1 protein-coding gene is annotated in these 1,826 nt (G+C 58.4%); it reads right to left on the reverse strand.

Annotation, left to right across the window (positions count from 1 at the left end; genetic code table 11):
- Positions 1–76 precede the first annotated feature (76 nt).
- Complete coding sequence (ltrA, locus tag PMI30_RS02245; RefSeq protein WP_008014568.1) at positions 77–1,369, reverse strand: group II intron reverse transcriptase/maturase; 1,293 nt, start codon at positions 1,367–1,369, stop codon at positions 77–79.
- Positions 1,370–1,826 lie beyond the last annotated feature (457 nt).

The following is a 1,826-nucleotide window of genomic DNA, read 5'->3' on the forward strand; positions in this document are numbered from 1 at the left end:
GACGGCCTTCATAGGCCGCTCCCCTGCCACACCACCCGGCATGCGGGTCCGCACCGGGCGGTTCGAGAGATTGAGGTTATGAGAGTCGCACCAGACCCAGCCTATCGAACCAAGCCACATCCAGCACTCGATTCAGCTCAAAGCGGCTGTTACGCCACCAACTATAAGAGTTGGCCGCTACTTTCCGGGCAGATTGGCTGCTGGCTCCCAACGCTCGCAGTTCGCGGTAAATCGTCGGGCCACGTTTCCATTGTTTAAGCTGGATCGCTCGCAATCGGTGTCGCATCCACTCGTCCAGCCCTCGCCAGACTTTCGGCGTTTGCGACAACCCAAAGTAAGTTTTCCAGCCTAATAGATAAGGCCGTAGATTCTCGACAACTTGTCGCAGATTGCGACCGCCTGAGCGACAGGTGAGTTCGCGTACCCGCTGCTTGAACTGCTTGCGCGCCTTGACCGCCACTGCTCTTTTGACGCCTTGTGGAGATGCCCAAAAGGCATACCCAAGAAACTTGCGACCAAACGCACTCGCCACCGCACTCTTGCTCTCGTTGACGCTCAAGTGCAGCTTTTCGTACAGGCGCTTCAACAAAGTCATCACCCGCTGCCCTGCCTTCCGGCTGCGAACATACACATTCGCATCGTCGGCGTAGCGCACGAAGCAATGACCTCGACGTTCAAGCTCCCGATCCACTTCGTCCAACAGCACATTCGCCAGCAATGGCGACAGCGGGCCGCCTTGCGGTGCCCCGCAGCGGCTTCTTTCGATCGCGCCATTGATCAGCGTCCCCGCATCCAGATACGCCCGGATCAACCGGATAACCGTCCGATCCGAAATCCGTTTACGTAGACGATCCATCAAAATGTCGTGATCGACCCGGTCGAAGAACTTCTCCAGATCCACATCCACCACCACTTTTCGACCCGAGGACACGTAACGCTGAGCCGCCAGAACGGCGTCCTGCGCACAACGTCTCGGACGGAAGCCGTAGCTGTGTTCACTGAAAGCAGGATCAAGGAGCGGTTGCAGCACTTGCAACAACGCTTGTTGGATCAAGCGGTCGGTGACCGTCGGAATACCCAACTCGCGCTCGCCGCCGTCAGGCTTGGGAAGGACTACGCGTCGTACCGGACTGGGCCGGTAGACACCGGAAAGAAGCTGTTCACGAATCGCGGCCCATTGGGTCAACAGATGCTCGGCCGTCTGGTCTATGTCCAGACCGTCGACTCCTGCTGCACCCTTGTTGGCCTTGACCCGCTTCCATGCCCGCTTCAGGTTTTCTCTCGCAAAGGCCTGCTCCAGCAGCCCTTGCCCTGCGTTGTCGGATTCATCTTGCGGGCGATCGACCTCGTCGCTGACGGGACCTCTCACGGTTTCACCGCTCCTTATCTCCGTCCGCCCCGCGTTTGGCAGGCATCTGACTTCCGGTCTTTCGCATCAACATGACCTATAACGCTTTCTCTCGTTCGGCCCTTCGTCAGAAAAAAGACTACTACGGCCTCTGCTGACTTCTCGCTCCGGTTCACACCGTCGCCCTTTCAGGCACGAGGCGAGATCTCCCCAGGTAAGAACGCAATCCTTCCCCGCACAACCGCCGGATTTACGTTGCCGCCCTTTGACCACAAGAGCTTCGCGATTTGTTGCTCGCTCGCCCTGGTCGGCATCGCCTTATATCCGGTTCTTGTCCATCGGCTCGCGGTTTCGCTCCACGCTTCCTCCCCACACTCGGTCGCCCTTGTGCAGTTGCGCTTCACTTCGTTCGCTGTGGTCAGCTTACGGCGGGACTTTCACCCACAAGATTGCGCCCATGCTGGGCGCACAACAAAAA

Source organism: Pseudomonas sp. GM50 (assembly GCF_000282375.1).
Lineage (GTDB): Bacteria > Pseudomonadota > Gammaproteobacteria > Pseudomonadales > Pseudomonadaceae > Aquipseudomonas.